General features: G+C 63.1%; 35 protein-coding genes. 28 read left to right on the forward strand and 7 right to left on the reverse strand.

The features are described from left to right. Position 1 precedes the first annotated feature (1 nt). The 4 genes from MRUB_RS07065 to hemL all read right to left on the reverse strand — a co-directional run bounded on the left by MRUB_RS07065 (position 2) and on the right by hemL (position 4,147). On the reverse strand, positions 2 to 766 hold the full coding sequence (locus tag MRUB_RS07065) for an ABC transporter permease (RefSeq protein WP_013013674.1): 765 nt from the start codon (positions 764 to 766) through the stop codon (positions 2 to 4). Beyond that, a complete protein-coding gene (locus MRUB_RS07070) occupies positions 763 to 1,566 on the reverse strand; it encodes an ABC transporter ATP-binding protein (protein WP_013013675.1) in 804 nt (267 codons plus the stop codon). Before MRUB_RS07070 ends, MRUB_RS07065 begins: the two co-directional genes overlap by 4 nt. Before the next feature lie 52 nt (positions 1,567 to 1,618). Then, positions 1,619 to 2,638: an ABC transporter substrate-binding protein gene (locus MRUB_RS07075; RefSeq protein WP_013013676.1), complete on the reverse strand. Its 1,020-nt coding sequence runs from the start codon at positions 2,636 to 2,638 to the stop codon at positions 1,619 to 1,621. A 186-nt stretch (positions 2,639 to 2,824) separates the two neighbouring features. Next, complete coding sequence (gene hemL / locus MRUB_RS07080) at positions 2,825 to 4,147, reverse strand: glutamate-1-semialdehyde 2,1-aminomutase (RefSeq protein ID WP_013013677.1); 1,323 nt, start codon at positions 4,145 to 4,147, stop codon at positions 2,825 to 2,827. A gap of 179 nt (positions 4,148 to 4,326) precedes the next feature. Between hemL and MRUB_RS07085 the strand changes: the two genes are divergently transcribed. The 10 genes from MRUB_RS07085 (at position 4,327) to hemG (ending at position 14,427) form a co-directional block, all read left to right on the forward strand. Next, complete coding sequence (locus MRUB_RS07085; protein WP_015586573.1) at positions 4,327 to 5,655, forward strand: NAD(P)-binding domain-containing protein; 1,329 nt, start codon at positions 4,327 to 4,329, stop codon at positions 5,653 to 5,655. Beyond that, entirely contained in the window at positions 5,648 to 6,550 is a 903-nt protein-coding gene (hemC, locus tag MRUB_RS07090) for a hydroxymethylbilane synthase (protein ID WP_013013679.1), read from the forward strand. The genes MRUB_RS07085 and hemC overlap by 8 nt, the downstream gene beginning before the upstream one ends. Continuing rightward, positions 6,535 to 7,215: a uroporphyrinogen-III synthase gene (locus MRUB_RS07095; protein ID WP_013013680.1), complete on the forward strand. Its 681-nt coding sequence runs from the start codon at positions 6,535 to 6,537 to the stop codon at positions 7,213 to 7,215. The genes hemC and MRUB_RS07095 overlap by 16 nt, the downstream gene beginning before the upstream one ends. Beyond that, a complete protein-coding gene (gene hemB, locus MRUB_RS07100) occupies positions 7,203 to 8,240 on the forward strand; it encodes a porphobilinogen synthase (RefSeq protein WP_013013681.1) in 1,038 nt (345 codons plus the stop codon). The genes MRUB_RS07095 and hemB overlap by 13 nt, the downstream gene beginning before the upstream one ends. 130 nt (positions 8,241 to 8,370) lie before the next feature. Beyond that, positions 8,371 to 9,489, forward strand: a complete 1,119-nt coding sequence (locus MRUB_RS07105) for a sensor histidine kinase (protein WP_013013682.1) — start codon at positions 8,371 to 8,373, stop codon at positions 9,487 to 9,489. Next, complete coding sequence (locus tag MRUB_RS07110) at positions 9,486 to 10,211, forward strand: response regulator transcription factor (protein ID WP_013013683.1); 726 nt, start codon at positions 9,486 to 9,488, stop codon at positions 10,209 to 10,211. The genes MRUB_RS07105 and MRUB_RS07110 overlap by 4 nt, the downstream gene beginning before the upstream one ends. Then, complete coding sequence (gene hemE / locus MRUB_RS07115) at positions 10,208 to 11,266, forward strand: uroporphyrinogen decarboxylase (RefSeq protein ID WP_013013684.1); 1,059 nt, start codon at positions 10,208 to 10,210, stop codon at positions 11,264 to 11,266. Before MRUB_RS07110 ends, hemE begins: the two co-directional genes overlap by 4 nt. Continuing rightward, the gene (locus MRUB_RS07120) at positions 11,263 to 12,045 is read left to right on the forward strand and encodes a chlorite dismutase family protein (protein WP_013013685.1); all 783 of its coding nucleotides are present in this window, start codon (positions 11,263 to 11,265) and stop codon (positions 12,043 to 12,045) included. The genes hemE and MRUB_RS07120 overlap by 4 nt, the downstream gene beginning before the upstream one ends. Positions 12,046 to 12,068: 23 nt before the next feature. Further along, positions 12,069 to 13,055: a ferrochelatase gene (hemH, locus tag MRUB_RS07125; protein ID WP_024050157.1), complete on the forward strand. Its 987-nt coding sequence runs from the start codon at positions 12,069 to 12,071 to the stop codon at positions 13,053 to 13,055. Beyond that, a complete protein-coding gene (gene hemG, locus MRUB_RS07130; protein WP_013013687.1) occupies positions 13,048 to 14,427 on the forward strand; it encodes a protoporphyrinogen oxidase in 1,380 nt (459 codons plus the stop codon). The genes hemH and hemG overlap by 8 nt, the downstream gene beginning before the upstream one ends. A 212-nt stretch (positions 14,428 to 14,639) precedes the next feature. Here hemG and MRUB_RS07135 read toward each other — a convergent pair whose 3' ends face one another. Genes MRUB_RS07135 through MRUB_RS15780 form a run of 3 tightly spaced genes read right to left on the reverse strand, consistent with a single transcriptional unit; the run spans position 14,640 to position 17,324 of the window. After that, positions 14,640 to 15,764, reverse strand: a complete 1,125-nt coding sequence (locus tag MRUB_RS07135) for a tyrosine-type recombinase/integrase (protein ID WP_013013688.1) — start codon at positions 15,762 to 15,764, stop codon at positions 14,640 to 14,642. A gap of 5 nt (positions 15,765 to 15,769) precedes the next feature. Continuing rightward, positions 15,770 to 16,846, reverse strand: coding sequence for a restriction endonuclease (locus MRUB_RS07140; protein WP_013013689.1), 1,077 nt, complete (start codon positions 16,844 to 16,846; stop codon positions 15,770 to 15,772). A 43-nt stretch (positions 16,847 to 16,889) separates the two neighbouring features. Further along, a complete protein-coding gene (locus MRUB_RS15780; protein ID WP_052310724.1) occupies positions 16,890 to 17,324 on the reverse strand; it encodes a S24 family peptidase in 435 nt (144 codons plus the stop codon). Positions 17,325 to 17,640: 316 nt separating this feature from the next. Between MRUB_RS15780 and MRUB_RS16340 the strand changes: the two genes are divergently transcribed. The 18 genes from MRUB_RS16340 to MRUB_RS07225 all read left to right on the forward strand — a co-directional run bounded on the left by MRUB_RS16340 (position 17,641) and on the right by MRUB_RS07225 (position 26,368). Continuing rightward, positions 17,641 to 17,853: a helix-turn-helix domain-containing protein gene (locus MRUB_RS16340; RefSeq protein ID WP_036271030.1), complete on the forward strand. Its 213-nt coding sequence runs from the start codon at positions 17,641 to 17,643 to the stop codon at positions 17,851 to 17,853. Further along, entirely contained in the window at positions 17,846 to 18,067 is a 222-nt protein-coding gene (locus tag MRUB_RS07155) for a helix-turn-helix domain-containing protein (protein ID WP_013013691.1), read from the forward strand. The genes MRUB_RS16340 and MRUB_RS07155 overlap by 8 nt, the downstream gene beginning before the upstream one ends. 33 nt (positions 18,068 to 18,100) lie before the next feature. Continuing rightward, positions 18,101 to 18,373 (forward strand): hypothetical protein, encoded by a 273-nt coding sequence (locus tag MRUB_RS07160; RefSeq protein ID WP_013013692.1) that lies wholly within the window; start codon positions 18,101 to 18,103, stop codon positions 18,371 to 18,373. 71 nt (positions 18,374 to 18,444) lie between these two features. After that, entirely contained in the window at positions 18,445 to 18,621 is a 177-nt protein-coding gene (locus MRUB_RS15785; protein ID WP_015586577.1) for a hypothetical protein, read from the forward strand. Between the two features lie 13 nt (positions 18,622 to 18,634). Continuing rightward, positions 18,635 to 19,867 (forward strand): hypothetical protein, encoded by a 1,233-nt coding sequence (locus MRUB_RS07165; RefSeq protein WP_013013694.1) that lies wholly within the window; start codon positions 18,635 to 18,637, stop codon positions 19,865 to 19,867. Between the two features lie 45 nt (positions 19,868 to 19,912). Next, the gene (locus tag MRUB_RS07170; protein WP_223299581.1) at positions 19,913 to 20,206 is read left to right on the forward strand and encodes a hypothetical protein; all 294 of its coding nucleotides are present in this window, start codon (positions 19,913 to 19,915) and stop codon (positions 20,204 to 20,206) included. A gap of 20 nt (positions 20,207 to 20,226) precedes the next feature. Beyond that, entirely contained in the window at positions 20,227 to 20,604 is a 378-nt protein-coding gene (locus MRUB_RS07175; RefSeq protein ID WP_013013696.1) for a hypothetical protein, read from the forward strand. A 4-nt stretch (positions 20,605 to 20,608) separates the two neighbouring features. Next, a complete protein-coding gene (locus MRUB_RS07180; protein WP_013012395.1) occupies positions 20,609 to 20,902 on the forward strand; it encodes a hypothetical protein in 294 nt (97 codons plus the stop codon). A gap of 258 nt (positions 20,903 to 21,160) precedes the next feature. Then, a complete protein-coding gene (locus tag MRUB_RS07185) occupies positions 21,161 to 21,520 on the forward strand; it encodes a hypothetical protein (protein WP_015586244.1) in 360 nt (119 codons plus the stop codon). 334 nt (positions 21,521 to 21,854) lie between these two features. Next, positions 21,855 to 22,388, forward strand: a complete 534-nt coding sequence (locus tag MRUB_RS07190; RefSeq protein WP_015586243.1) for a hypothetical protein — start codon at positions 21,855 to 21,857, stop codon at positions 22,386 to 22,388. Further along, positions 22,369 to 22,905 carry an N-acetylmuramoyl-L-alanine amidase gene (locus MRUB_RS07195; protein ID WP_015586242.1) on the forward strand — a complete coding sequence of 179 codons (537 nt, stop codon included), beginning with the start codon at positions 22,369 to 22,371 and terminating at the stop codon, positions 22,903 to 22,905. Before MRUB_RS07190 ends, MRUB_RS07195 begins: the two co-directional genes overlap by 20 nt. Continuing rightward, entirely contained in the window at positions 22,902 to 23,096 is a 195-nt protein-coding gene (locus MRUB_RS07200) for a hypothetical protein (RefSeq protein WP_013013697.1), read from the forward strand. The genes MRUB_RS07195 and MRUB_RS07200 overlap by 4 nt, the downstream gene beginning before the upstream one ends. A 14-nt stretch (positions 23,097 to 23,110) precedes the next feature. Continuing rightward, entirely contained in the window at positions 23,111 to 23,320 is a 210-nt protein-coding gene (locus MRUB_RS15565; protein WP_013013698.1) for a hypothetical protein, read from the forward strand. Then, positions 23,304 to 23,726, forward strand: coding sequence for a putative toxin-antitoxin system toxin component, PIN family (locus MRUB_RS07205; RefSeq protein WP_013013699.1), 423 nt, complete (start codon positions 23,304 to 23,306; stop codon positions 23,724 to 23,726). Before MRUB_RS15565 ends, MRUB_RS07205 begins: the two co-directional genes overlap by 17 nt. Next, positions 23,716 to 24,390, forward strand: coding sequence for an AAA family ATPase (locus MRUB_RS07210; protein ID WP_013013700.1), 675 nt, complete (start codon positions 23,716 to 23,718; stop codon positions 24,388 to 24,390). The genes MRUB_RS07205 and MRUB_RS07210 overlap by 11 nt, the downstream gene beginning before the upstream one ends. Before the next feature lie 148 nt (positions 24,391 to 24,538). Next, positions 24,539 to 24,955, forward strand: a complete 417-nt coding sequence (locus MRUB_RS07215) for a hypothetical protein (RefSeq protein ID WP_013012388.1) — start codon at positions 24,539 to 24,541, stop codon at positions 24,953 to 24,955. Positions 24,956 to 24,970: 15 nt separating this feature from the next. Next, the gene (locus MRUB_RS07220; RefSeq protein ID WP_013012387.1) at positions 24,971 to 25,480 is read left to right on the forward strand and encodes a hypothetical protein; all 510 of its coding nucleotides are present in this window, start codon (positions 24,971 to 24,973) and stop codon (positions 25,478 to 25,480) included. Positions 25,481 to 25,492: 12 nt separating this feature from the next. After that, a complete protein-coding gene (locus tag MRUB_RS07225; RefSeq protein ID WP_013012386.1) occupies positions 25,493 to 26,368 on the forward strand; it encodes a hypothetical protein in 876 nt (291 codons plus the stop codon). Positions 26,369 to 26,378 lie beyond the last annotated feature (10 nt).

Genomic DNA, 26,378 nt, shown 5'->3' on the forward strand with positions numbered 1-26,378 from the left:
TTTATGCGTTCTGGCCGCGGTAGGCCCAGCCCACCAGGCGGCGCTCCAAAATGGCAAATACCGCATAGAGCGCGATGCCCATGATTGCGATGAGCAAGAGCCCACCAAAGACCAGCGGCACGTTGAACTGCGAGCTGGCCGAGGTCATCAGGTAGCCGATGCCCTTTTGCGAGGCGGCGATCTCGGAGATGACCGCGCCCACAAAGGCCAGGGTGATGGCCACCTTGAGCGAAGCGAAGAAGTAGGGCATGGAGAAGGGAATAGAGACCCTGGTAAAGGCCTCGAGGCGGCTCGAGCCCAGCACCCGCAACACCTCCCGCAGCTCCGGCGGCACCGAGGCCAGCCCGGTAGCCACGTTCACCACGATGGGGAAAAACGAGATTAGAAAAGCGGTTAGGATGGCCGGCACCGTCCCGATGCCAAACCACAGCACCAGCACCGGCACCAGAGCCGCCTTGGGCACGCTGTTGAAGCCCACCAGGATGGGATACAGGGCCAGGTTCAGGGGCTTGGAGGTGCCCACCGCCGCCCCTAGCAGCACCCCGGCCACCACCGCAATCCCAAAACCGGCCAGGGTCGTCCAGAGGGTCTGCCAGGCGTGGCCCAGCACCACCCCCCAGACCGGCAGCAGCGACGCGATGGCCTGCGAGGGGGCGGGCAGCACAAAGGGCGGAATCTTGAAGAGCCGCACCGAGAGCTCCCACAGCACAAACAAGCCCACACTCGCCCCGGCGGCAATCAGGGTGTCGCGGGTGCGGAGGTTCATGCGCCCACCCCCTTCAGGCCGCTGATCTGGGTGCGCAGGCCCCCGATCTGTTCGCGCAATTCCTTGACGATGTGGGTAAACCCGTCTTCGTAGGTGAGCTCGAGGGCCCTGGGGCGGGGAAACTCCACCCGGCGGGCATAGGCGATTTTGCCGGGGCGGGTGCTCATGGTGTAGATGGTGTCGGAGAGGTACACCGCCTCGCGCAGGTCGTGGGTAACCAGAATTACCGTGGGCTTGCGGCTCATGTAGAGCACCTGCATGGCCTGCCACAGCTCCTCGCGGGTAAAGGCGTCGAGCGCCGAGAAGGGCTCGTCGAGCATCAGAATTTCGGGCTGATGGATGAGCGCCCGGCACAGGCTGGCCCGCTGCTGCATCCCGCCCGAAAGCTCCCAGACGTGCGCGTTCTCGAAACCGGCGAGGCCCACCGAGGCCATCAGCTCGCGGGCTGCCTCGATGTAGGGCTTGGGGTTCTGCCGGTACTGCTGCTTGTGCTTTGCCGAGACCTCGAGCGGCAATAGAATGTTTTGCAGGATGGTGCGCCAGGGCATCAGGGTGGGGTTCTGGAAGGCCATCCCAATGCCGGCGATGGGCCCCCGCACCACCTGACCGTGCACGGTGGCCTGGCCGCTGCTGGGGGGGCGCAGCCCCGAGATTACCCGCAAGAGCGTAGACTTTCCGCAGCCCGAAGGCCCCACCAGCGCCACGAACTCCCCTTTAGCGATGGAGAGGTTGACCCCCTCCACCGCCAGGTAGCCGTTGTCGTAGCGCAGGCTTACGTTGCTGAGCTCAATGAAGGGCATGGCTGTTCCTTGGCTAGAGTTTAGCCTGCTGGGGTTGGATGGTCAAAAAGGCTCATCGCGCCGGGCCGGTGACCCGCCGCTCGGCGATGGGGGGCAGGAAGCGCTCGCTCCAGACCTGCTCCACCCGCAACGTGGTGTTGAGGTCGAAGGCTTTGACCACCGCGCGGATGTTGCGCTCTACCCGCTCCCGCCGTACCGAGCCCAGCCCGAAGGCCCGGCTGTCGGCGGTGAGGACGTGGGTGTTGAGGGCCAGCAGCAGCCGCTCGCGCTCGAGGGCCTCGTTGATGAGCCCGTCCCGCCGCTTGACCGCCGCCACGCCCTCGTCGGGGTTGGCGATCACATCCTTGAAGCCCTTGACCAAAGCCCGCAAAAAGGCCGCCACCGCCTGGGGGTTGGCCTGGGCGAAGTCGCGTCGCACCACCACCGCGTTGCCGTAGAGATCCTGGGTGTAGTCGCCGTACTTGAAGATGACCAGATCCTCGGGCTTGACCCCCACGTTTTTCAGGTTGAGGAAGGAGGTGAAGTAAAAACCGGTGATGCCGTCGGCCTGACCGCGGGCCAGGGTGGGCTCGCGCAGCGGCACGTCCACGTTGATGAAGTTGACTTTAGAAGCGTCCAGGCCCACCGCCTCGGCAAACACCGGGAAGAGCCGGCGGCCCGCGTCGCCTGCGGGGGCGGCCAGGGTTTTGCCCGCCAGGTCGGTGGGGCGGGCAATGCCTTTGCCCTTGATGGCAAACACCGCGGCGGGGGTGGTGTTGTAGACCATGAACACCGCCAGGAGCTGGTTGTTGGGGTTTCGGGTGTTGAACTCGATCAGGGAATTGAAGTCTGCAAAGCCCATGTCGTAGTTGCCGGCGGCAATTTTGCTGATGGCATCGGCAGAGCCAAAACCCCGGTCAATGCTCACGTTCAGCCCCTCGGCGCTGTAGTAGCCCTTGTCCTGGGCCAGCAAAAAAGGCGCGGTGGGCCCCTGAAAAGCAAAGTCCAGGGTAAAGCGCACATTGGTGCGCGACTGGGCCAGGCCCAGGCTGGTGAGGAATAACAGCGCCAGAAGCAGACCTCGAGTCCACATAGCAAAACCTCCCGGTGTTTTATACACCTGGGCCGAGTATAGGTAGATGCAAGGCGCAGTGTCAACGGCAGCTTTCAAAAGCTGCCAGGATCGCATCAACGCTTTGAGCGGGAGGGGCCGTATTCCCGCTTAGTGTTATTGGGAAATGCCCAGGATGTCCGTATTTTTATAAACGCACACCGAGGTTCATCTTACAAGGAGGGCAGGTTCTTTCAGCGCCTGGGCGATGGCCTCGAGGGTTTTGTCCAGCTCTTGCGGGCCGTGCGCCAGCGAGAAGAAGGCGGCCTCGAACTGGCTGGGGGGCCAGTAGACGCCCCGTTGCAACAGGCCGTGGAAGAAGGCCTTGAAGCGCTCGGTGTCGGAGGCCACGGCCTCGGTGTAGGTCTGTACGGGCCCCTCGCGGAAGAAAACCGTAATCATGGAGCCTACGCGGTTGATGGCGACCGGCAGCCCGGCCTCGGCAAACAGGGTTTGCAGGCCTTGCTCGAGCGCCGCGCCGTAGGCCTCGAGCCGGGCGTAGGGCGGATCCTGGAAAAGGGTCTCCAGGGTAGCCAGCCCGGCGGCCATGGAGAGCGGGTTTCCGCTCAGGGTGCCGGCCTGGTAGACCGGGCCCAGCGGCGCCACCTGCTGCATGATCTCGGCCCGGCCCCCGTAGGCCCCCACCGGCAGCCCGCCCCCCAGAATCTTGCCCCAGCAGATCAGGTCGGGCTGCAGGCCCAGAAGCTCCACCGCGCCCCCCTTGGCCAGGCGGAAGCCGGTCATCACCTCGTCGGCGATCAGCAGGGCCCCGTACTGGCGGGTCAGGCGGTGCAGGGCCTCGAGGAACGCGGGCGTGGGGATGAGCACCCCCGCGTTGCCCACCACTGGCTCGAAGATCACCGCGGCGATCTGCTCGCCGTAGCGCTGGAACAGGTCTTCCAGGGCCTGGGGCTCGTTGTAGTCGGCCACCAGGGTCAGCTCGGCGAAGGCCTGGGGCACCCCGGCGCTCGAGGGGGCGCTGCGGGCGCTGCCCCCGCCCCCGGTAAGGAGGCCCGAGCCGGCCTGCACCAGGAGGCTGTCGGCATGGCCGTGGTAGTTGCCCCGGAACTTCACGATCAGGTCGCGCCCGGTGTAGCCCCGGGCCAGCCGCAGGGCGCTCATGGTGGCCTCGGTGCCGCTGCTTACGAAGCGCACCAGGTCGGCGCTGGGGTAGGCCTCCCGCACCCGCTGGGCCAGCCGGATCTCCCGCTCGGTGGGGGCCCCGTAGCTCAGCCCTTCGGCCAGGGCCTGCTGGATGGCCGCAACGACCGCTGGGTGGTTGTGCCCCAGAATCATGGGCCCCCAGGAGCCAATGTAATCCAGGAGCTGGTTGCCGTCGGCGTCCCAGAGGTAGGCCCCCTGGGCCCGCGCGATAAAGCGCGGGGTGCCCCCCACAGCCTTAAAGGCCCGTACTGGCGAGTTGACCCCGCCAGGGATCACCTGCTGAGCTTCCCTGAATAACTCTTCAGACCGTGCAGTTGAGTGGTGCATGTGCAGAACTTAGCACCCTTTGACCCTCTAGGACAACCCAGGGGCCTGGCGGGGGAAGGGGCGCACCCCATGAGAGTGCTTTGGGGCGTTTCGCACGGTACAATTGACCAGGATGGGTGAGGCCGGTGACAGTTTTGTGACACTTTTCTAAGCGTTTTGCTATTGATAATCAGTCTCGTATGGAGCGGCTGGCCCTGATTGGGGTATCACAGCGGAGGGGTGGGATGGAGGCCCTGACCCAGTGGGGTGAATGGTGGCAGCACCGCACCCCCGAGCTATCGGCCTTGGCCGAGGAGTGGGTGCCCCTGTTGACCTGTAATCGCACCGAGGTGGTTTTGGCCCTGAGGGCTGGGGTGGCGCTCGAGCACGCCCGGCAGGCCCTGATACCCCCCGAACTCCCCCGGGGTTATGCCTACCAGGGCGAGGCGGCCCTGGAGCACCTGGCCCGGGTGGCGGCCTCGCTCGACTCGGTGAACCCCGGCGAAGACCAGATTATGCGGCAGGTGCGCCAGGCCTTTGAGGCGGCCCAAAAGGCTGGAAGCGTGGGCCCCCTAACCCACTTTGCTTTTCAGAGCGCGCTCAAGATCGCCAAGCGGGTTCGCCGGGAGGTGGAGCTGGCCCCGGCCCAGACCTCGCTATTTAGCCTGGCCCGCCCCGCCCTGGAAGCCCTTCTGCCCCGCCCGGCCCGGGTGGCGGTGGTGGGCACTGGCGAGATGGGCAGCCTGGCGGCCCGCAGCCTGGCGGCCCTGCCCGGCATCGAGCTTTTTTTGGTGAACCGCACCCCCGAGAAAGCCCAGGCCCTGGCGGAGGCGCTGGGCGCTCGAGCCATGGCGCTCTCCGATTTTCTAAAAAACCCCCCCGAGCTCGAGGCCCTGGTGGCCGCCACCCCGGTGGCGGGGCTGTTTGGCGGTTCTTTTTTTCAGGCCCAGCCCCGGCTCAGGGTGGCGGTGGATCTGGGGATGCCGGCCAACATAGTCCCGGAGGCCACCCGGGGGGTGGCGCTCTTCGACTTGAATCTGCTGGAACGCCTGGGTGAGGAACGCCGGGCGCGCCTGCAGGCCGAGCTGGCCAGGGCCGAGCTGATTGTGGCCCAGGAGCTGGAGCAGGTTCTGGCTGAGTGGGCCGAGCGGGCCATTGCACCGGCCATCACCCAGATGCGCGAGGCCTACCGCCGTACCCTGGCCGAGCTGCTGGGTGAGCAGGCCGAACCCGAACTCGTCGAGCGGCTGGCCCACCGCTTTGCGCATTTCCCGGTGAAGGGCCTGCGCGGCCTGGCCCGGCGGCATGGCCCTGAGGCCGCTGAGGTGTTCTTGCAGGAAGCGGGCCTCTGGGTGGACGATTCCCTTCGGGACGGAACAGGTTTCGCGCACCATGGGGACGATCCCCTTCGGGATGGAACAAGTTCCGTGCACCATAGGGACGATTCCCTTCGGGACGGAACAGGCTCCTTGCATCCGGTGGACGAGGCCCGGGTGGGGCCTGTGCGCCAGGGGGTGGGCCGTGGGTAGGGTGCGTATCGCCACCCGCGGCAGCCGGTTGGCGCTGTGGCAGGCGGGGTGGGTGCAGCAACAGCTCGAGCGGCTGGGCGCTCAGGTGGAGCTGGTGGTGGTGGAGACCCAGGGTGACCGGGAAAGCCGGCCCTTTGCCCAGATGCAAGGCCAGGGCTTCTTTACCAAAGCGGTGCAGGATGCGGTGCTGAACTGGGAGGCCGACCTGGCCGTGCATTCGTTTAAAGACCTGCCCAGTGCCCGGCCAGAGGGTTTGGAAATTGCCGCCGTGCCCAAAAGAGAAGACCCCCGCGAGCTTTTGCTGGTTCGCCCGGAAGCCCTGGACGAAGCCGCGCCCGGCCTGCCCCTGCGCTCAGGGGCCCTGGCAGGCACCAGCGCCGCGCGGCGCCAGGCCCAGCTCAGGCAGCTCAGGCCCGACCTGGGTCTGAAGGAGCTGCGCGGGAATGTGCCGACCCGGGTGGATAAGCTCCGGTGCGGAGAGTACGACGCTATTTTGCTAGCTTATGCTGGCTTGAAGCGGCTCGAGCTTGACCTGAGCGGCCTGTATACACAGGTGCTGCCCACGACCGTGCTGGTGCCGGCTCCAGCCCAGGGCGCGCTGGCCCTGGAGTGCCGCTCAGACGATCACCGTCTCAAAGCCCTGCTGCAACCCCTGGATGACCCCCAGGCCCGCCGCACGGTGGAAGCGGAGCGGGGGCTCATGCAGAAGCTGGCCGGGGGCTGCCAGCTTGCCCTGGGCGCGCTGGCCCAGGCCGGTCCGCAGGGGCTGATGCTCCTGGCCTGGTATGGCGGGCGGCGCTACCAGGCCCAGGCCCCGACCCCCGAGGCCGTGGCACAGGTGGTTTTTGACCAAATTCGCGCCGAGCATCCGGAGGTGGTATGCGAATCGCCCTAACCCAGTCTGAAGGCCGTTTGGAAGGTTTGCAGGAGCGCCTGGAGGCGATGGGCCTCGAGGTGCTGCGCTTTCCGCTGGTTCAGACCCAGACCCTGCCCGCCGATTTAGCGCCGCTGGATGACTGCCGCTGGTGGCTGTTTACCAGCGTGGCGGCGGTGCGGGCGGTGCTCGAGCTGAGGGGTAGCCTGCCAGGTCGGGCGCTGGGGGCGGTGGGCCGGGCCACCCAACAGGCCCTGGAAGAGGCCGGCGGCAGGGTAGACCTGGTCGCCCCCGAGGAGACCGCCGAGAGCCTGGCCGAGGCGTTTCTGGCCCTCAGGCCTTTTGGATTTGTGGGGCTGCCGCAGGGCAACCGCGCGCGCCCGGTGCTGGCCCAGCGCCTGCGGGAAGCAGGCTACGTGGTGCGCAGTGTGGTGGTTTATCAGACCCAGACCCTGCCCTGGCCGTCCGATGGCCCTGTTCCCGAGCTGGTGCTGCTGACCAGCCCCACCGGGGTGGAAGCCTTACCGGAGGCGGTTGGGCGCAAGGTCCATCTGCTGGCGTTGGGCCCCACCACGGCGGCGGCCCTGTCCGAGCGGGGTTTTCCGCACACAGTGGTGCCGAGGCCCAGCGTGGAAGCCGTTCTGGAGACAGTCCGGTACATCCGAGGTGAATTATGCTCGATTTAGACAACCCCGAAGTGCAGTCCCTCGAGGCCCCGCCCGACCTTGTGCGGCGCCCGCGCCGTTTGCGCACCAGCGCGGCCCTGCGCGAGAGCGTGGCCGAGACCCACCTGCGCCCCACCGACTTCCTGGCGCCGTTCTTCATTACGACGGGTCGGGATCTGGCTGAACCCATCGCCACGCTGCCCGGCATTCACCGCTACAGCGTGGATAGGTTCTTGCTCGAGGTCGAGCGCGCCCTCGAGCTGGGCCTGCGCAGCCTGCTGCTTTTTGGTGTGCTGCCCGATACCTGGAAAGACCCCTTCGGTCAGAGCGCCGCCGATCCCAACGGCCCGGTGCCCACCGCCATCCGGGAAGCCCGCAAGGCCTTTGGCGAGGATGTGGTCATCTACACCGACGTCTGCCTGTGCGCCCACACCACCCACGGCCACTGCGGGGTGCTGAAAGAGACCCCTCGAGGGGTGCAGATCGACAACGACCGCTCGCTGCCGCAACTGGCCGCCATGGCCCTGGCCCACGCCGAGGCCGGCGCCGATTTTGTAGCCCCCTCCGACATGATGGACGGGCGGGTGGGCTACCTGCGCCGTGCCCTGGATCAGGCCGGCCATACTGGGGTGGGCATCCTCTCGTACGCCGTCAAGTACGCCAGCGCTTTTTACGGCCCATTCCGCGATGCGGCCAAGAGCGCCCCCAGTTTTGGCGACCGGGCCAGCTACCAGATGGACATCCGCAACGCCCGCGAGGCCCTACGCGAAGCCGCCCTCGACGAGGCCGAAGGGGCGGATATGCTCATGGTGAAGCCCGCGCTGGCCTACCTCGATATTCTGGCCCGCCTGCGCCCGCAGACCCAACTGCCTTTGGTGGCCTACAACGTGAGCGGCGAGTACGCCATGCTCAAGGCGGCGGCCCAGGCTGGGGTGCTGGACGAGGCCCGGGCGGTGCGCGAGACCCTGGTGGCCATCAAGCGGGCCGGGGCCGACCTGATCATCAGCTACCACGCCCAGGAGGCCCTGGCCCAGGGCTGGATCTGAAAGCCATGCTGCTTGCTGTTGACCGGCGGGATAAAAGACCCTTTGAAGGAGTGGATAAACAAAACAATATGTATTCGCTGGGCCTAGGGCAGGCAACCGGGAGGTGGGTTTACTGCGAAGGTTGATTCAAATGCGCTCGTCTCGAGGCTGGGTCTGGGTGGCTTTCGGGGTGGTGGTGGTGTTCCTGCTGGCCCAGGTGGCCTGGTGGTTGATTTTTCAGCGCAACACCATCCAGCAAAACATCGAGTACGCCGAGACCGCCTGGTTGCAGGAGGCCGCGCTGGTGCAGCAGCTCTGGGCGGCCACCGCGCCTGAGAAGCGCGAGGCGCTAAGGCTCGAGCTGCAAAAAGCTTTCCCGCACCTCGAGGTCGAGGGCGAGCGGGTGTATGTCAACCCCGAGCGGCTACAGGCCTACCGCACCGAGCAGATGCGGCACCTGCGCATGTTTGCCTACGAAGGGCCGGTCTTCTTGCTGGTGATGCTGCTGGGGCTCTACATCATCGGGCGCAGCCTGCAGAGTGAGCAGGAGTTCAAGCGCCGCCAGCAGAACTTCCTGATGGCTGCCTCGCACGAGTTTCGCACCCCCATCAGCACCCTGCGCCTGCTGGCCCAGACCCTGGCGATGCGGGAGCTGCCCCGCGAAAAGCAGCGCACCTACCTGGAGCACATGATCCACGAGATTGACCGTATGGAAGACCTTACCGAGCGACTGCTGGCTACCTCGAGGCTGGCCCAGGGCATGGGTCAGATAAAGCCGGAACGCCACGACCTGAACCAGGCCGTCAGCCGTTGCCTGGCCCGCCAGCAACAGACCCTGGTGGCCCGTGGGGCCGCCCTGCACTTTGAGCCATCACCCACCCCCTTGCTGGTTGACCTCGACCCGGAGGCTTTTGGCCTGGTGCTTTCGAACCTGCTCGACAACGCCGTTAAGTACAGCCCACAGCCAGAAAAACCAATCTGGGTGCGGCTTCATACCAAGGGTGGGCAGGCCGTGCTGGAGGTGGAAGACCGGGGGGTGGGCCTGTCAAAAGGACAGCTACAGCAAATTTTCGAACCCTTCTACCGCGTGGGCGATGAGCAGACCCGCCGCACCCGCGGGCTGGGTCTGGGGCTTTACCTGGTCAAGAGCATCACCGAGCTGATGGGTGGCCGGGTCTGGGCCGAGGCCCTGCCCCAGGGCAGCCGCTTTGTGCTCAGCTTTCCCCTGGTTGAAGCCCAGGGGCTGGTGGGCGAAAGGAGGCCTGCGTGAAGCCCAAGGTGTTGTTGGTTGAAGATGAACCCGCTTTGGCCGGGGCCCTGGCCGATAACCTCGAGGGCGAGGGTTATGCGGTGGAAGTCGCCCCGGATGGTCGCGCGGCTCTCGAGCGCTGGGCGGCCTGGAACCCCGACCTGGTGGTACTGGACGTGATGCTGCCGGGCCTGAACGGCCTGCAGGTCTGCCGGCAGATGCGCGCCCAGGGCCAGACCACCCCGGTGCTGTTCCTATCGGCCAAAGGGGCCCCCGAGGAGCGGGTCGAAGGGCTCAGGGTGGGGGGCGACGATTACCTGGCCAAACCCTTCCACCTGCCCGAGTTTTTGCTGCGCGTCAAGAACCTTCTGCGCCGCCGGGCCGAGACCCCAAGGGCGGTGTACGAGTTTGCGGGGCATCGGATCGACTTCCGCGCCTGGACGGCTTACCTGAAGGATGGCCGCAAAGAGGTGCTGGGCGAGCGTGAGATGGCGATTCTGCGCCTGCTGATTGAGCGGGCCGGCCAGGTGGTGAGCCGCGACGAGATTCTCGACCGGGTCTGGGGCCAGGAGGTGTTTCCCAGCAGCCGCACCATCGACAACTTTGTGGTGCGGTTGCGCCGGCTGTTCGAGCCCGATCCGGCCCGCCCGGTGCACCTTCACACCGTCTGGGGGGTGGGCTACCGCTTCACCCCGCAGCCCGAGCTCAAATCCGAGACTGCCTTTTCTAAGGAGCCAACTTGAAAAACCCCACTACCACCACCTCGAGCCCACTGTTTTTGCGAGCGGCCTGGGGGGAAGATACCCCCCGCGCCCCCCTCTGGCTGATGCGCCAGGCCGGGCGCTACCTGCCCGAGTACCGCGCCATCAAGGCCCGGGCCAGCTTCTGGGAGATGGTAAGAACCCCCGAGCTGGCCGCCGAGATCACCCTACAGCCCCTGCGCCGTTTTCCGCTGGACGCGGCCATCCTCTTTAGCGATATCATGACCCCCTTGCCGGCCATGGGGGTGCCGATCGAGTTCAACCCGGGGCCGGTGGTGGCCGAGCCGCTGCGCACCCAGGCCCAGCTCGAGGCCCTGCGCCTGCCCGAACCCCAGGAAATCGCTCCCTACGTGGCCGAGGCCATCCGACTGGTGCGGCGCGAGCTGGCCGGTAAGCCCGTGGCCCTCATCGGCTTTGCCGGGGCCCCCCTGACCCTGGCCACCTACCTGGTACAGGGGAGCGGCGCCAAGGACTACGAGGAATTCCGCGCCTTTCTTCGCCAGGCGCCCCACCTGGCCCACCAACTCTTACAAAAGCTCACCGAGCTAACCATCCGCTACCTGCGGATGCAGATCGAGGCCGGGGCCGAGGCCGTTCAGCTTTTCGACTCCTGGGCCGGTCTGCACGACCCGGATACCTACCGCACCTTTGGCCTGCCCTACAATCAGAAAGTCCTGTCGGCCCTGGCCGGCCTGGGTGTGCCGCGCATCTACCTGGCGGTGGGGGCCTCGCACCTCTACCCCTTGCTGGCCCTGCTGCCCTGCGAGGCGGTGAGCGTGGACTGGCGCCTGAGCCTGGCCCAGGTGCGCCCCTTCTTCCCGGCCCACACCCTGCAGGGCAACCTCGATCCGGCGGTCTTGCTGGCCCCGCTCGAGGTTATTACCCAGGAAGCCCACAAGGTGCTCAGGGCTGGTCTGGGCGGCCCCCACATCTTCAACCTGGGCCACGGGGTGATTCGCACCACACCCCCCGAACACGTGGCCCACTTGGTCGAGGTGGTGCATCAGTTCAACCGACACAGCGAGGAACCTGCATGAACGAGAAAGAAACCCGTGAGTACAGAGAGAAGGAAACCCGGCGCATGGTCGATCTGGATCCCGCGGGCCTGGTAAGCCGCAAAGCCCCCGACCAGGCCAAACGGCAGTTCATGAACTACGCCTTCTTCAAGCTCGATCCCGCGTTTAGAAGGCAGAGCCCCGAGTTTGTGAAGGCGGCCAAGGCCGAGTTTGCCGAGGTGTGTGAGCGCTGGGCCCAGCGGGGCGAGGGCTTCATCCTGCGCACCTACAGCCTGGTGGGCACCCGGGCCGACGTGGACTTCATGCTCTGGCGCATCAGCTTTAACGTGCCCGATTTCCAGGCCATGCAGCGCGACCTCAACCGCACCGCCCTGGCCGGCTATCTGAGCCAGCCCTACTCCTTCCTCTCCATGCAAAAGCGCTCCATCTACGTGGATCGCTTCAACCCCGAGGGCGAGGGGGTGCACCTGCTACCGGGGCAGGGCCAGTACCTGTTTGTGTATCCATTTGTCAAGACCCGGCCCTGGTACAAGCTCTCACCCCAGGCCCGTCAGGGCATGATGGACGAGCACATCTACGTTTCGGCCCCCTTTACCGGCGTAACCCTGAACACATCTTACTCCTACGGCATCGACGACCAGGAGTTTGTGGTGGCCTTCGACTCCAACTACCCCCAGGAGTTCGTCGATCTGGTGCAGCGCCTGCGCTTTACCGAGGCCAGCCTCTACACCCTTCGCGATACCCCCATGTTTACCTGCATTAAAAAGGACATCCGCGAGGTGCTGGAGGATCTGGCCTGATGGCCCAAATACCGGGAGAACCCATGAACGTACTCTTAATGGCCTACGGCACCCCTTATCGGCAGGAGGAAATTGAGCCCTACTATACCGACATCCGGCGCGGGCGGCCCCCCAGCCCGGAGCTGCTGGCCGAGCTGGCCGAGCGCTACCACCTGATTGGGCGCAGCCCCCTGAGCGAGATCACCTACGCCCAGGCGGTGCGGCTCGAGGCCGCCCTGAACGCCACCCTGCCCCTCTACCCGCAGCCTTTTCAGAGTTCCCCCGGCCCCCGCGTGCGCGGCCCGGCGCGGGTCTACCTGGGCACCAAGCACTGGCACCCCTTCATCGCCGAGGCGGTGCAGGCCATGGCCCAGGATGGGGTTAAGCAGGCGGTGGGCATTGTGGCGGCGCCGCACTTTTCCTCCCGCAGCATCGCCGAGTACCGCGAAAAGGTAGAAAAAGCCCTGGCCGAACTGGGCCATCCTTTCCGCTTCCGGCTGGTGGAGGCCTACCCCGACCATCCGGGCTACATTCAGGCCCTGGCCCATCGGGTGCTCGAGCAGGTCTGGCGGCTGCGCGAGCCGGGGCGGGCCCTCTTCCTTTTCACGGCCCACTCCATACCCGAAAAATCGGCCCAGGATGGCGTTTATCAGGCCCAGGTGCGCACCACCGCCGAGCGGGTGGCGCAAAAGCTGGGTCTGGCGCACTGGGACACCGCCTGGCAGTCGGCGGGCCGCACCCCGGAGCCCTGGATTGGGCCCGATGTGAACGAGCGGCTCGAGGAAGCCGCCGCCCAGGGCTACCAGGAGGTGGTGGTGACGGCGGTGGGCTTCCCCTCCGATCACCTCGAGGTCTTCTACGACCTCGACTATGAAGCCCAGAACACCGCGGCCCGGCTGGGCCTGCGCCTGCTGCGCACCCGCAGCCTGAACGCCGACCCCGACTACATCGAGGTGCTGCGCGACCTGGTGGTGCGGGAGTGGAATGCTTTTGAGCTGCCCAAAGCGGAAACGGCAGGACAGCATGGCTAGCGTGGTGGTGGTGGGGGGTGGGGCGGCGGGCCTTTCGACGGCCTATTACCTGCACCGGGCCGCACCGCATCTGCACATCACCCTGCTCGAGGCCGATGCCCGCCTGGGCGGAAAAATAACCACCGTCGCCGAGCACGGCTTCGTGCTGGAGGGTGGCCCTGATGCGGTGGTGCGCTACAAGCCCTGGGCCCTGGAACTGATGCACCAGCTCGGCCTGGAAAACCAGATTGTGGGCACAAAGCCCGCCCACCCCTCGGCCCTGATTCACGACGGGCGCGAGGCCCTGCCCATCCCCGCCGGGCTGCAAATGGTTATACCCGGCGATCTGAAGGCGCTGGCCCAAAGCCCGCTCCTGAGCCCTTTTGGCAAGGCTCGAGCGGCCCTCGAGCTGCTCCTGCCCAAAGGAACGCCGGAGGACGAACCCTTCGGAGCCTTTATCGAGCGCCGGCTGGGCCGGCAGGTCTGGGAGCGGCTGGTGGCCCCGCTCTCGGGTGGCATCTACGGCGGTGACCCCTACGAGCTTTCCACCCTGGCGGCCTTCCCCCAGCTCAAGGCTCTCGAGCAGCAGCACGGCAGCCTGATCCGGGGGGCCATTCAGCAGCGCAAAGCGCGGGGCAGCCGCGAAAAGGGGCAGCTTTTCGCCTCGCTCGAGGGCGGCCTGGGTAGGCTGGTCGAGGCTATACAGGCCCGCCTGGGTAGGGTAGAGATCAGGCTCAACACCACGGTGACCGCTCTGGAGCGCTCCGGTGGCTGGCGCATCCACACCACCCAGGGAAGCCTCCAGGCCGACGCGCTGGTGCTGGCGACCCCGGCCCCCGTCACCGGATGCCTGCTCGAGCCCCTTCACCCTGAGGCCGCCGCTGCCTTGCGACAGATTCCCTACGGCCCCTCCTCAACCGTCACCTTCGCCTTTGCCAAAGAAAAGCTACCGCCCCGGGTGGGCCACGGCATGCTCATGGCCGCCCACCGCGGCTTCAGCGTGCGCGGTTTCACCTGGGCCGACCAGAAGTGGCCGGGCCGTGCCCCCGAGGGCTACGGTCTGGTGCGCGCTTATTTTTCCGGCCTGGAGGCCAGTAAAGAAGAGCTGGCCCAGCTTGCCCTGCGCGACCTGGCACGTCTGTGGGGCCAGGTGCCCGAACCTCTGCACACCTGGGTATTCCGCTGGCCCGAGGGTCTGCCCCGCTACACGGTGGGCCACCGCGAGCGCGTAGCCCAGGCCCTCAAAGCCGAAGAGTTATCGGGTTTATTTCTGGTTGGCGCGGCCTACCAGGGGGTGGGGCTCCCCGAGGTGATTCGGATGGGTCAGGAAGTGGCCGAACGGGTGCTGGCATATACCGGCGCGCAGGCGCGGGATGGGGCGCCTGTAGGATGAAAGAGGGTAAATTTTGGGGGTAAAACGCAACCGGAGGCCACACCCGACCTCCGGTTTTTGTGCCCAGGACGTGGCGCGCCCGGGAGGATTCGAACCCCCGACCTACCGCTTAGAAGGCCAATCCGTAAATGTTTAGCTGTTTTGCCTTTTGTATGTTTTGCTTTCCTGGTCGTATTTTTGACAGATTCGATTTTTTGCTACTTCCAGTTTTCTTAGGTAAGCCTCTGTTTTTGTAGGTGTAATAAGGTGTCAAGGTTCAGTGCTGCCTGCCGCCGGTCTTCTTCTTGTAAGTGTTGGTATATCCGAAGGGTTAGGGCGGGATCTTTGTGTCTCAAGCGGTCGGCTACCTGCTTGGGGCTAAGACCTGCCTGTAAAGCCATCGAGGTATACGTGTGTCGCAACCCATGCAAACCGATTCGTGGCACCTTTGCTTGTTCGGTTAGGGCCTGGAACGTGCGCATGACATTGCGGTAAGAGAGGGGAGTACCAACCTCCGACGGGAAAATCAGATCATGATCCAGCCAGCGCTTGGCAGTAGCCCGTTCTTCAGCCTGGCGCGTGCGATGTTCAGACAGAATGGTTTGGGTAGCAAGGTCAAGGTAGATAGGGGCCGATGATCCCAAAGTTTTGGTAGGGCCCAGGGTACGTTGCTTGGTAAGGGTGTGGCGAATCCACAATTTCTCACCTTGCCAATCCTGCCAGCGTAGGGCCATGGCTTCCCCGATACGCAATCCAGTGGTCAGCATTACGTAAAACATCGGATACAGTCGGTGGCCCTGGGCCGCTGCGAGAAATGCGCTTACCTGCTCCCGATTCCACGCCCGTGGAGGGCGCACCGTGCCGCCAGTGGGAGGGTCTACAGCGTCCATGGGGTTTGCCTCCAGAAGACCCACCCGTACCGCGTCCCGCAAAGCCGCTCGCAGGAATTGGTACAAATGGCGACGGGTGGAAGGGGAGAGTTCCGCCAGTTCTGCAAAGCGAGCGCGGATAGCCAGCGGGGAAAGGCGGGTCAAGGGGGTGGCAGCTAGCGGCTTGAGTAACTGCTGATAATTGCGGTAATTCTGAACGGTAGAAGGGCGTAATCCTTTGGATCGGGCGCGCTCATCCGCCCAGCGCTCGAGCCACTCGCCCAGCCGCAAGCGGGTGGGTTGAATCAGCCCATAGCCAGCCCTGGGCAACAGCCGGGCCAGGGCCTCGGCCACCTCGCGCCGGGTGCGCCCGTACACCCAGCGTTTGCGCTGCTTGCCATCCGGGCCGTAGCCGATGGTCACGAAGGCCGCCCAGCGCCCGTCCTTGCGCTGGAAGATGGAGCCTTCGCCTTTGCCGCGTCGGGGCATGTTACTTAGTTGCCTCCACTCTCCACGATCTTCCAGCCGTCTGATTTTTTCAGTACGTACCTCATTTCAAATGGGCCGTCGGTTTTAACCTGATCCTGTTGACCAGGACATACCAAAGTCTGCTTCCAGGACTTCCGCACTGTGGCATTGGCAACGTCCCCGCGAACGTCTATACCCAGCACCCGCATCGGCTCTTTCTCAACGGTGAAGAGGATACAACCCCGTCTTGCTCGTTGATCTATCCAGGGCTGCACCCTTGCTGAAATAAGCTCTTGGGCAGCATATTCAAACAACCGGGAAGTATCGTTGGTGTTCAAAGCATGGCGATAGGCACGGTCATACCCTATGACCACATCTTCTGGAGATGGCTGCTCTGATGCTACCCAAACCCTCTTAAACCCAAAAATGGCGATTGCAGCCAAGAGTGCAACCAAGAAAGCAGGTGCCCATAACAAAAACGACTTGTTTTTTGGTGCTTTAGGAGTAAAGCGGGGGCGAACTTCCAGTGGGAGGGTTTTTTGCTCAGCCTGCCGTCCTGACTGGGAGACAAAAACAGACTCCGGAGATGGAATATGGGGCACAAGCTCAAAAGTACTTTGCGTTCTAGGCAAACTAGCAGGCTTACCAAGTTCCAAACCTATTTCTTGCAAAAGCTTTTCGTCTCGATAAATAGAGGCAAAGTACAACTTTTGCAACTCATGCTTAGTCCAAAGAATAGTCTTGTTGTACGCCGCCAAACGTTTAGCTGGTTCAGAAAAATCAACTGCATTGCTCATCGCTATGGAGTGATGGGCACCGTAAGCGGCTTTTGCTGCTACAGCTTGCTGCACCGCTGAAAGTCCAATTACCTTTTCATCGTCTTGGCGGTGCTTGGCTTGAATAACATATCTGATGCCATCTGGGTTGTCTAAAACCAAGTCGCCGCCCATATCACGTGATCTTTTGGTTACATATACCTTCCAACCCAATGGCCTAAACATGCTCAACAAATCAGCAACATAAAGCTCTAAACCTTCACCATCGAGCTTTTCTAATCGTCTTGTGATGTCCGAATCTGGCTCAAATAGAGGTTCGTGCTCCATAGCTAAATGTTCAAATACGAACAGGTTTGTTTTGGTTCATTCATCACAACCTCCCCCCCACCGGATCGTGGTAGTACACCCGCCCCACAATCCGCATCTCGGAAGGCCGCCAGGGCCGGTAAGCGGGGTTGTCCGACACCAGCCAGAGCTGACCGTCGTCCAGGCGACGCACCCGTTTGATGGTGTGACCGTCGCCCGGTATCTCGCAGATGTAGATGCGCCCCTCGCGTAGCTCGGTTTCGCTGGGGTCTACATACACCCGGTCGCCATCGTGAAGGGTGGGGGCCATGCTGTCGCCCTCCACCCGGTACAGCAGGCTGCCGCGCCGCCACACATCCGCCAGCACCGGCACCCCCTCCGGGTCTACCGGCTGGCCGGCACTGGCCAGGCCGCGCACGGGTTGGATGAGGAAGCGAACGGGGGTGACGCGTTCGCGGTGATCAAGACTGGGTACTTTGCCTCGAACTAGGTAAACCAAATCGTTAACCGGAATATCTAAAGCATATGCCAAACGCTCTAAAGTTGAAAACTGTACCTCTTTCCAAGATGAAATTCCTCTAATCAGGTTGCCAAGATGAGTATGGCTAATTCCAGCCATGCTAGCCACTTTTCTAACTGACAAACCCAACTCTTTTATCCTTTTCTGAACGAACAAAGAAACATCATCTACGGGCATTATGGTGACCACTTTATTTGCTTGGGTGGTAACTGTAGCTGTCATTTGTAAACAACCTAACACAACTCATTGCAACTGTACTTGACACCTAGCTGAGTAAGTGGTATTTGTGATTGCAATGCGGAAACTACAGTTGCCATCCAGATTGACCTACACCGTTCAAGAAGCAGCCAGCCTCTTAGGCGTTCATGAAGAAAGTCTGCGCCGGGAGATAAGGGCAGGGCGTCTTGTTGCTAGCCGTCTAGGTCGAAAGCTGCTGATCCCAGTCGAGAACCTCGAGGAATACATCAAAAAAGGTCAGTCGGTATCCCAGGAGGCCCCCCGTGAATGAACAACCCAATCCTCTGCCCAAAGTCGCCTACCGGGTGGACGAGGCCGCCAGGCTGCTCAACGTCCACCCCAGCACCATCTACGAGCTGGTGCGGGCTGGCACCCTGCCGCACAAGCGGCTGGGCCGCCGCATCATCATCCCGGCCAAAGCCCTCGACGAATGGCTCAACACGCCCGAGCCCTGGGCGTCCTACGACTACACCCACAGGAAATAACCCCGGCTGGCACCGGGGTTGAAAGGAGACGTTATGGATAGTGTAGCACGACTGGAAATGGCTTTAGCAATCGCCCTTGAACGGGTTTACCGAGATGTGGGCGAATACCAGGAAGAGGCGGTGGTGGATTACCTGGACAGTCACGAGATTGGGGAGTTTTACGAGGCGAACCGCTATCTCGCCTGGAAGGACGTGAAGCGCCTGGTAAATGAGCTGGAGCTGCTGGAGCAGGCCGCCGGTATCCGGCACGTGAAGGTGGTGGGCCATGAGGAGCGCCTGGCCCGCTACCGGGGGAGGGGGGTTTGACATGAAGATGTCCGAACGCCGGCACACCGCATATCTGGCCTTGGGAATGTTTCTGGTCTTTTGGCTCATCGTTGCTTTGGACGGCCTGGCCCAGGGGCCCGCTGCTGCGGGTGTATGCCCGCCATAGCGGCACCATCACCATCTGGAAGCCCAACTGGCCCAGGCCCCTCACCGGCCTGGTCAACCTGACTGAGGTGGAGCTGGGCCAGGGCCCCTACCTGGTGCAGCGTGTTCATGACACCGCATAGAAGGGAGAGTTGCATGAACCCAGAAATTCAAGCCCAGATTGAAGCAATACGACAGCGGAACCCGCAACTTGCACAGATTCTGCTGCGGACTCACGAGGCTCTGAAAAAACGGGAATCCGGAGAAGATGCCGTCCAGGACGCAAAAAATCCGCCCTCTAAAACGCCCGATAAGGCCCCTCCTGCATCGCCTGCAACCTCTGATACCCACGCCCCTTCTCAAGGCTTGTCAAAAGGCCTCACAGAGGCAGAATCATTCCAGAAAAACACCCCTGCACCGGACTGGGAGGAGGTGCGCAGATTCGAATGGCAGGACTTGCTTAGCAAAGCAGAGGATTTGATTCGAAAAGCCGGGGACTGGGAGGCCCTGGGCCCCCTCCGGCCCCTGGTGCGCCTGCTGGTGGCCTTCGCCTTGCGGGAAGGGGCCCGCCACGTCCCCGAACGGGAGGCCACGGTTTTCCTGGCCCAGTGGGAGCTGGCGCGTATGCTTGAAATATCCGACCGCACCCTGGAGCGATGGCTGAACGACGCCCGCTATGAAAGCTACCGCGGCGTGGCCCAGGACTGGATCGCCTGGGAGACCTGGATGGTTTCTGGTGAGGGCATTGGTAAAAACCATGCCGTGCGTGGTGGGACTGTCTGGCGGGTGCGGGTCAAGCCGATTCGCCGCTCGTTTGGACGGAAAATCCGTGTGCTGGCCCCGTACCTGGCACTTCCTTGGAGAAATTTGGCTGAGGATCGCCAGGAAGGACGCACTGAAAGGGCAGCAAATGCAAACCCGGACACAATGTCGGGATATAAAAGACTACATCAATTAGGGAAGGGATTAACTCTTCAATCAATAGTAGGGAAACCGTTAATCACCCAAAGAAAAAAACACCCGTTATCTCTATATCCCGACACTCAGACCAGCCGTGACCTCCGCGAGCTGCTCCGGGTGGCCAGCATTCCGAATAGACGCGAAGGCCGGCGCTCCTGGGCCCGCGATACGGCGGCAGCCATTGCCCGGGCCCTGGGCGACCAGAAGAGCATGGCGTTCTGGTTACGCATAGTCTGGTCAGCCCTTCGGGTCATCATCTACGGGGGTGGAGAAGGGGTTTTGAGGGTGCTGTTCCGGGTAGTTTCCATTGCCAGTGAGGCCCGGCAGGACGGCTTCGCCCGATCAGCAGGGGCTTACGCGCATTATTTGTTGGGCAAAGAGGGCTATTTTGAGCTGGTATCCCCCTTTGCGGCCTATCGGGTGGGGTAAATCATGCGGCTGGATCGTTTGAACCCAGAGTGGTTGAAATTGGCCGTGGCAGGTCTGACAGAGAACGCTCAGGCCCAGCCGGGTAAAACCGCCTGGATTGCCATTCCCACTTCTCCGGCAGATAAGGTGCAGGTGGGCTTGAAGCTCAACGAGATCGGATACATCGTTTACCTGCGGCGACCTGGAGGAAAAGAGGATCCGCGCGAGATGCAGGCGCTGCTGAATGCTCTGAACCTGGGCCCTGCCACCAAGATTGTAGAGGCCAAAGGCCGAATGCCGCGTAAGTGGGGGGCCAGGCGCTACCTTGTGGCGGTGGTGCTGGAGAAAAAAGCGGCCTGATCATCTGCTACCCTAGAGCTATGGACGAGAAACTCAACCCGCTGCGCCTGGTGCTGCTGACCGTGCTAATCGGGTACTTCGCCTTCCTCTTCACCCGGCCCCAGCCCGAAGAACCCCTGGTAACCCAGGTGCCAGCACCGGCCACCACCCCAGCACCTACCGCCACCACCCCCGCCCCTGCCAACTGCCTGGGCCAGATCACCCAGGTAGCGCAGGGTGTCAACGAAATTCGCCTGACCATCACCGGCTCGGCAGAACGCATCCTGGTCTACACCGACCAGGGCAACATCACCGCCGCCACCCCGGAGGTGGGCAGCGGTGGTGAGTACCGCATCCGCACCCCGGGCCCCGCCACCGCCGTGCAGCTCGACGACTGCCCGGTGCTCAACTTGAGGTAAGCGCATGGAAGACATACGCAAAGGACGCCCTTCACGCCGCCTGCTCGACCTGGCCTCTCGCAAGCGCGAGCCCGTTCCGCTAGAAAGCCAACCCCTAGAAATGCTGCTCTACGCCCTTTTCGGGAATCTCCAGGCCGCCCGTTCCATCGGCCAGGCTCTTGGGGGCGACATCCGCAACATCCACGGCTGGGACATCCGCGACCTGGAATCCCTACCCGGCGTGGGTAGGGGGGTTATTGGCAAGCTGGCAGCGCTGGTGGAAATAGTACGTCGGCTACACCAAAAGAAAGCGACCTAAGCCTGGGCCGCTTTGCACCGGCAGGTGGGCAAGCCCACCTGCACCGTCGTTTTGCACCTCCGCTCTGCGCTTGATTCTGCAGCGCAACCGGGCAAGCCTGAAAGCATGGCTTTTCAACGCGTGCCTGTAAATTCAGACAAGCCACTTGGGCCGGGCACCTATGAGATCGTATTAGCCCACCAAAGTGGCGATATTTCGCGGGTAACCCGATCCGACCTAGAACGAGCGCTGCAAGCAAAATACGGCTCGAGTATAAAAGTGTTGGACTGGGGTAAAAAAGGCAGCGACCTGGTGATCCGGCTCCAGGTAACCGCCACCCCCACCGCCTCCACCTCGGGGGCCCAGGATCCGTGGGCCATAACCCCGGCCTTAAGCTGGTATACCCCGGATGACCTGATCCAGCCCGCCTTCCTTCCCGCGCTGCCAGCCATTTTCACCGCAGCAGCGGTCATAGCGATTCTGTATCTAACCTGGCGCATCGTAGCCACCATCAAAGAGACCGTGCAGCTCGTGCCCGAGCCGGCCCGCTCGGTAGCGGTCACTGGCTCCGGCGTGGGCCTAGCCGCCCTGGGCATAGGCGTTCTGGCCCTGGCGGTTTGGCCCAGAGGCAGGAGGTAAACCATGACCCTAAGGCTGCCAGAACCACTGTTGGCAGAACCGGTGGAGATGCCAGCTTTGCAACCCGAAGCGCCCCGCCAGGTGGAGGCCGTTCCCCTGGGGCCAGACGAACTCGATCCCGTTGTGACCCAGGCAGTGGAATCACAGCCCGAGGTATCCATGCCAAAAACAGCGGCGGTTGAAAACGAAAACCCTTCGGAAAAGGTTTCCAAAGAAAAAGCCGAGCCTGCCAACCCCAAACCTACTCCCAAATCTGTTCAGGGGTACGCCGTGGCCGTTCTGGGTGCGGTGCTGGTAGTGGCTGCGGCAGTCCTGGGTATGAAAGGAGGCACCGGTGCAACAACCCCCTGTGGGAACTGCGGCGGAAACAGAACCGGCGGTTCTGCGGTTTCCGGATCCGGCCCCATCATCTACTGACGAAGGCTTCCAGAACATAGAAGACAACCAGGGGGAGGCCTCTTTTTCCGACCTTCCCCCCGAACCCCCATCCATCGAACCCTTTACCGGGGCCGATCTGGTTCAGGGGGCTACCTGGATGCTAATCCTGGGGCTGAGGCTGCAAACCCAGGAAGAAGTGGAAGCCTTCACCCGGGCTTTTCAGGGGGGCGTACTCCCCATGCTCCCTCCCGCACCAGTGCTGGACGCGCTCAAGGTGGGGGAGGCCCTGGCCGCCTACGGCATCGGCAAGAACCGCCTGCCGCTGCAAGGGGGCGTGGAGCATCTGCCCCCCTGGCTGCGCATCCTGCTGGGGGCGGGGGTGATGGCCATGAGCGTCTACGGAGGTATGCGTGCAGTTCAGGAAATACGGGCTCGGAGTGCTCCTAATCCTCCTGCTGGGGGTAGTGCTGATGAACCAGCCCAGGCCTAGAAAAAGTGCATATCTGGTTTTAGACCCTGGGCACGGTGGGCGCGACCCTGGGGCGGTGGATCCCAATTCGGGAACCCGCGAAAGCGATCTCAACCTGGCGCAGGCCCTCACCCTCAAGGAGTACCTGGTGGCCCTGGGCTACACGGTGGGCTTCACCCGCACCACAGACGTGTTTGTGCCGCTGGCCGAGAGAACCCGCATGGCCCAGGCGCAGGGAGCCCGGGTTTTTGTCAGTGTGCACCACGACACCCCCACCGCTCCGGGCCCTGGGGTGTACTATTCCGCGCATCCGCTATCCCGGAGCCTGGCTGAACGGATTGCCGCAGTTCTGAGAGGGGCATGGGTTCGCCCTTCATCTGCCAGTCGGTTTGGCCGGCTCTACATTGACGACTTTCCAGGCCCGGCGGTGCTGGTGGAGTTTGGCCCCACGCGCCCTGTTTCGCGGGAAGAGCGGATTGCACGGGCTCAAGCCGTCGCGTCTCCTATAGCGTCCTACGTGCAGGAGGTAGTGGTGTGAATTTTGATGCCATCAAAAACAACGTCTTCCCCATCGCCGTGCTGGCCGGTAGCCTCTACCTGGGCCTGGGCCGCCTAAAGAACCTGCGCGAAGGGCAGGGCTGCCCCAAGTGCGAGACCGCCCAGGCCGTGGTCGCCTTCGCCCTGGCCGCCTGGGCAGGGTGGGAGCTGTGGCAAAGCTACCAAGCCTAAGCTATTCTGGAAATATGGCCTTACCTGCTGCACTAGAAAAAGAACTCGAGCGCTTCAAGAAAGAATATGGTCCAGGTTGGAGTCAAAAAGCAGTTCGCCTTCTGGAAGAAGAAATCAAGCGTAAAAAAGCCAAAAAGAAACTGGCCGAATTCATGAAAGCGACAAGTGGACGGATCAAACTAAGCGAAAAGGAAATCTTCCAACGCCTTGAAAATCGTTCTTGACACTAATGTACTCATCGCTGCCTTGCTGAAAAAAGGCAAAGCCTATCGCTTGGTAGTCACTTTCGGTCTGGAAAAAGAACGCTTTGAAATTGTCACTGCCATTGAGCAACTAAATGAACTCAAACGGGTGCTACGGGAAAAATTCCCTGGGGTGTTATCTCCCCAAGAGATAGGACACTTCATCTCGCTTTTTCGACAAGCAGCAATCCTGGTGCGGCCCACTCAAGGGGTTAAAGCTTCGCCTGACCCGGATGACGACATCATCTTGGCTATCGCGGTAGCCAGCAAAGCTGATTACCTCGTCAGCGGAGATAAAAACCATCTACTGCAACTCAAAAAAATCAACAGCACAAAAATCGTCAGCCTTTCCTGGTTATTGAAAAAAATCGCACCCTATGGCCGGTAGACAGACCTTCCGCATCCTCATCGTGGGCAAGTCGGGGTCGGGGAAGTCCACCCTGGCCCGTCAAATCCTGCTTCGCATGATGGGGCGCTTCCGAAAGCTGGTCATCGTCAACCGCAAAACGGAGTTCTCCGACCTTTGCGAGGCCCGCTTCCGGGTAAAGGAAGAAGGCGATCCAAGCCGGGCCCTGCGGCGTCACAGCAGGGTCTTCTTCCACGTCACGGGCTACGACCCGCGCGCTTTCCTGGATGCCCTGGGAGCGGAGATCATGCGCCAGCGGGATGTTTTGTTGCTGGTGGACGAGGCCTACCACTTCTTCCCCCGGGGGGCGGTGCCCAAGGGACTGTTTGAGGTGCTCACCGGGGGGCGCGAGGCCGGGCACAACGCCATCTTCGTGACCCAGATGCTCCAGGGCCTCACCGGGGGGATAGACCCCGGCGTGCGCAAGCAGGCCTCCCACCTGGTCACCTTCCGGGTCACCGAGCCCAACGACGTGCGGGCAGTTTCCGAGCACTTCCCCGAGCTGGGCGAGCGGGTGCGCACCCTGGCCCGCCCGGACGACGGCCTGCCCCCGGAGTACGGTGTAAAGAACCTGGATCGGGAAGAGGGGGGCCTGGTGCTGCGCAACCCCCAAAACCCCCGGCGCAGGATGTGGGTGCGTTTGTAGAGCCAGACGCAACAAGTACACCCCGGCAGGTCAAAGCAGCCTGCCGGGGTGTACTTTAGGGCCGCTTTGACCTGCCGCTTTGCACCTTCCCCTTGCGCTTGCTTTTCAGGCCAGCGGCTGCCCACGCTGGTATCGGTAAGGAGGAGTAATGGCGGAACAGGCGGCGATTCAAGCGGGCCGGGACATGCAAAAGCTAGCCAGCACCTCCAACCCCCTGGAGGTGGTGCAGAACCCAATTGTGGTCGCCACCTCCCTGGGCGTGTTGGGGGCCTATATGGCCCGCAAAACCATCTACACCAGTCGGCGTGACCTGTTTGGCTGGGCCGCTAAGGGCCCGGACGGCAAGGTGCGCTACTACAAGGTGGGCAGCGACGGAAAGCCCACCACCACGGAAGTGCCCAACGCCTACACCAATCGGCTGCTGCTGAACCTGGGCGGCGTTCTACTCGGAACCCTGCTCATCAACAACAAGCTGACCGATGACCCCATGGTGGACTACATCGGTCTGGGAGTCGCGGCAGGGTCGTTTGCAAATTTGGTCATGACCCTGCTGGCCATTGACTAGTGATTAGGAGGAAACATGCAGGAGGCTTTTAACCGCATCAAAACCATTCGGCCCAGCGCCCGCCCCATCACCCTGATCAAGGGCGGCCCGGATTACCGCGACTACACCGGCAGGCAGCGGGTGAAGGTGGCGGAGTTCGTGGTGCCCCAGGGGGCTTCGTGGGTTATCGCCAACCCCCTGCCCGTGGTGCTGAAGCTCTACGATACGGGTGGCAACCAGCTCCCCCACGACACCGACGTTTTCCTGGCCCGCAAGACCCGTGGCTTCGATGCGCCGGAGTTCCTGGGCAAAATCCAGTACGCCGGGTACTACGACCTGAGCGAGGCGCAACAGCGCGATGCGAAGTACTACCAGAACATCCTCGCCACCCTGAGCCCGGCCAAGGGCGGGGTAACCCCCCAGGGCTTTGCCTTCCGGGAGGGGGACATTCTGGAAGTTTACGTGGAATCCAGCGCGACGCCTGCCCTGGCCGACGCCCGTACCCGGATCGAACTGCCGGTGGGCGTGGACAACTCCACTATCTAGGCAGGAGGAACAATGGCTATCCTGGATAACCTTGGCAACCTGCTTCGGCGTGGCCTGGACACCTTTCGTGATTTGCCCCGCCTGGAAACCTCGAACTCCCAGCAGGCGGCTGCACCAGTTCGCCCGGCACCCGCAGCGGTGCAGATGAGCGACTGGGCCTTCGCCTGGATTGACGGGGAGGACATCGAAAGTACTGGCTTCCCCTACCGGGCCAACGAGTGGTTTCCGCTGGCCCAGATGCGCACCCCCGAGACCGCCCACTTCCGCGTTATGGCGGGGGAGAAACGCTTGCGCGTCTACCTGAAGGGGCAGCAGACCGTGGCCGGGCAGAACCTGGGCGCACCCCAGGCCCGCACCGTCAACCTGCCCTACCTGATCCAGAGCGCCCAGGGGGCCCCCACCCTGCCCTCTGCCTACCACCCCGACGTGGCGGTATGGGCCCAGGTGGGTGGGGTGTGGCAAAAACTCGTTATTACCAGCGTGAACTACGCCGGCGGCCAGGTAACATTCACCGAGCCGGCGGGGGTGCCCACCACCAGCAACATCGAGATTTACTACACCCATGCCGACGGCCAGTTCCGCTTCCGGGTGGCCCGGGACGCGGGCGGGATTGACGATAGTGTAGCGACGGTGTTCAACCAGTCCTTCGGCACCATGCACTCGGTTGACCAGAACAACCTGGAAACCATGCTGGCCTGGCCGCAGCAGGTGGAGCTGGTGCCGGGCACCCGGCTGGTGCTCGAGGTACGCACCACCCAGGTGCCCATGGTCTGGAACGACCGGGCGGGCCACTACGTCCACATCGCGGCCCTGGCCCGCCGGGTGCAGGTGCTGGATAAGGGCCAGATCAACCGCCTGGCCGAGCTGGAGAACCGGGCGGGGCTGTAAGGAGGGCGTA

Source organism: Meiothermus ruber DSM 1279 (assembly GCF_000024425.1).
GTDB lineage: Bacteria > Deinococcota > Deinococci > Deinococcales > Thermaceae > Meiothermus > Meiothermus ruber.